Consider the following 3227-nt stretch of genomic DNA (forward strand, 5'->3'; position numbering starts at 1 on the left):
ATGCCGGCATCGCGCAGCACCCGCTCGCCGGCCCGGAGCGCCGCAGCGAGCGGTGTCGCCGCAGCCGGGCCCGGCTCCGTCATCCGGCGCCGACCTCGGCGAGCCTGGCGGCCTCGTCGGCCTCGATGGCCGACCGCACGACCGGGTCGAGGTCGCCGTCGAGCACCTGGTCGAGGTTGTACGCCTTGTACCCCGTGCGGTGGTCGGCGATCCGGTTCTCCGGGAAGTTGTACGTGCGGATGCGCTCGGACCGGTCGACCGTGCGCACCTGCGACCGGCGCGCCTGGCTCGCCGCCGCGGCCGCCTCCTCCTGCTGCGCGGCGAGCAGCCGTGCGCGGAGGATGCGCAGCGCCTGCTCCTTGTTCTGCAGCTGCGACTTCTCGTTCTGGCACGAGACGACCAGACCCGTGGGCAGGTGCGTGATGCGCACCGCCGAGTCGGTGGTGTTCACCGACTGCCCGCCCGGGCCCGAGGAGCGGTAGACGTCGATCCGCAGGTCGTTCGGGTCGATCGCGACCTCCCCCGCGTCCTCGACCTCCGGCAGCGCGACGACGCCCGCGGCGGACGTGTGGATGCGGCCCTGCGACTCCGTCACGGGCACGCGCTGGACGCGGTGGACGCCACCCTCGTACTTCAGGTGGGCCCACACCCCGTCCTCCGGCGCGACGGCGCCCCGCGACTTCACCGCGAGCGTCACGTCCTTGTACCCGCCGAGGTCGGACTGCGTGGCGTCGATGACCTGCGCGCTCCAGCCACGCCGCTCGGCGTACCGCAGGTACATGCGCAGCAGGTCGCCGGCGAACAGGGCGGACTCCTCGCCGCCCTCCCCCGCCTTGATCTCGAGGAGCACGTCACGCGCGTCGTCGGGGTCGCGCGGGACGAGCACGCGGTGCAGCACGGCCGCGGCGTCCTCGGCCGCGGCCTGCAGCGCCGGCAGCTCGGCCGCGAAGGACGCGTCGGACTCCGCCAGCTCGGCCGCGGCCTCGGCGTCACCGCTCGCCTGCTCCCACGCACGGAAGGCCGCCACGACGCGCCCCAGCTCGGCATAGCGACGGCCGAGCCGGCGTGCTCGTGCCGCGTCCGCGTGGACGGACGGGTCGGCCAGCTGCGCCTCGATCTCCGCGTGCTCGGCGAGCAGGGGCGCCACGGCGTCGGTGGTGTCGCTCATCGGTGGCCTCCCGGCGGGACGGTGGGTGCGTGGGGGTCCCGGAACGCACCGGGACGGGGCCGGGACGACCCCGGGCACGACGAAGCCGGCGGCCCGTCCGCGACCGGCGCACCATGGAGGGTGCGTCCGGACGGAGGGGCCGCCGGCGTCGGGGTGCTACTTGGCGGCGTCGGCCTTCTTGCCGTACCGCGCCTCGAACCGGGCCACGCGGCCACCGGTGTCGAGGATCTTCTGCTTGCCCGTGTAGAACGGGTGGCAGGCGCTGCACACGTCGGCGTGGATCTGGCCGGTCGTGGCGGTGCTGCGGGTGGTGAACGTGTTGCCGCACGTGCACGTCACCGTGGTGGTGACGTACTCGGGGTGGATGTCCTTCTTCACGGGCTTCTCCTCATCAGGTGGTCGCCGGGTCGTGCGCGGGGCCGCGCACGTGAACCGGAACCGGGGGAACAGTCTGCCAGAACGCCGGGGACGGCCCGAATCTTCCCGTCCCGGCCCCGGTCGTCGTGGCTCGGTCGTGCTCGGTCGTCCGGAGGCTCAGTCGTCCCGGTGGCCCGGGGCGGTGGGCGTCGTCTTCTGGACCTGCAGCAGGAACTCGACGTTGCTGTGCGTCTCGCGCAGCTTGCCGAGCAGCAGCTCGATGGCCTGCTGCTGGTCGAGCGCGCTCATCACGCGCCGCAGCTTCCAGCTGATCTTCAGCTCGTCGGCCGGGATGAGGATCTCCTCGCGGCGGGTGCCGGAGGCGTCCACGTCCACGGCGGGGAAGATCCGCTTGTCCGCGAGCGAGCGGGAGAGCTTGAGCTCCATGTTCCCGGTGCCCTTGAACTCCTCGAAGATGACCTCGTCGGCCTTCGAGCCCGTCTCGACGAGCGCCGTGGCGAGGATCGTCAGGGAGCCGCCGTTCTCGATGTTGCGCGCCGCACCGAAGAACCGCTTCGGCGGGTAGAGCGCGCTCGAGTCGACGCCACCGGACAGGATCCGGCCCGACGCCGGCGCCGCGATGTTGTACGCGCGGCCGAGACGGGTGATCGAGTCGAGCAGCACGACGACGTCCTGGCCGAGCTCCACGAGCCGCTTGGCGCGCTCGATCGCGAGCTCCGCGACCGTCGTGTGGTCGTCGGCCGGCCGGTCGAAGGTCGACGCGATGACCTCGCCCTTGACCGTGCGCTGCATGTCCGTGACCTCCTCGGGGCGCTCGTCGACGAGCACGACCATGAGGTGGACCTCGGGGTTGTTCGTGGTGATCGCGTTGGCGATCGCCTGCAGCACGAGGGTCTTGCCCGCCTTGGGCGGCGAGACGATGAGGCCGCGCTGCCCCTTGCCGATCGGTGCGACGAGGTCGATGACGCGCGTGGTGAGGATGTTCGGCGCGGTCTCGAGGCGCAGGCGCTCCTGCGGGTACAGCGGCGTGAGCTTGCCGAAGTCGGCGCGGGCGCGCGACTCGTCGGGCGTCATGCCGTTGATCGAGTCGAGCCGGACCAGGGCGTTGACCTTGGAGTTGCGGCCCTGCGGCACGGGGTCGCCCTCGCGCGGCTGGCGGACGGCGCCGATGATCGCGTCGCCCTTGCGCATGCCGTTCTTCTTGACCTGGTTCATCGAGACGTACACGTCGTTGTCGCCCGGCAGGTAGCCCGACGTCCGCACGAACGCGTAGTTGTCCTTGATGTCGAGGATGCCGGCGACGGGCAGCAGCACGTCGTCGTCGCTGACCTCGACGTCGTCGTAGCCCGCGACCTCCCCGGTGCGGCCCGGACGGCGCTTGTTGCGGTCGCGGTCGCGGAACCGGCCGCGACGGCGGCGGCCGCCCGTCTCGTCGTCGTCGAAGGCCTCCGTGCGCTGACGCTGCTGGGTACCGCGCTGCGCACCCTGCTGGCCGTCACGCTGCTGGCCGTCACGCTGCTGGGCCTCGCGCTGACCGTCCTGCCGGCCGTCGCCGCGCTGGGCGTCCGTCTGCTCGTCCGCCTGCTCGGCCGACTCGGCGCGACCGCCCTGGTCGGCGTCGGCCGGGGCACCCTCGCCGCGGCCGGCACGCCGCGAGCGGCGGCCCTCCACGGTCACGGCC

At 72.9% G+C, this 3227-nt stretch carries 3 protein-coding genes; all 3 read right to left on the bottom strand.

Translation table 11 applies throughout. The features are described 5' to 3' along the window. Positions 1 to 79: 79 nt before the first annotated feature. Positions 80 to 1168: a peptide chain release factor 1 gene (gene prfA, locus ICW40_RS17980; protein ID WP_221655373.1), complete on the bottom strand. Its 1089-nt coding sequence runs from the start codon at positions 1166 to 1168 to the stop codon at positions 80 to 82. A 156-nt stretch (positions 1169 to 1324) separates the two neighbouring features. Further along, positions 1325 to 1546 carry a 50S ribosomal protein L31 gene (rpmE, locus tag ICW40_RS17985; protein ID WP_221655374.1) on the bottom strand — a complete coding sequence of 74 codons (222 nt, stop codon included), beginning with the start codon at positions 1544 to 1546 and terminating at the stop codon, positions 1325 to 1327. 156 nt (positions 1547 to 1702) lie between these two features. Next, a partial coding sequence (gene rho, locus ICW40_RS17990; protein WP_221655375.1) for a transcription termination factor Rho occupies positions 1703 to 3227 on the bottom strand: 1525 nt, incomplete at its 5' end.

This window comes from Actinotalea ferrariae (assembly GCF_019733465.1).
GTDB classification, from domain to species: domain Bacteria; phylum Actinomycetota; class Actinomycetes; order Actinomycetales; family Cellulomonadaceae; genus Actinotalea; species Actinotalea ferrariae_A.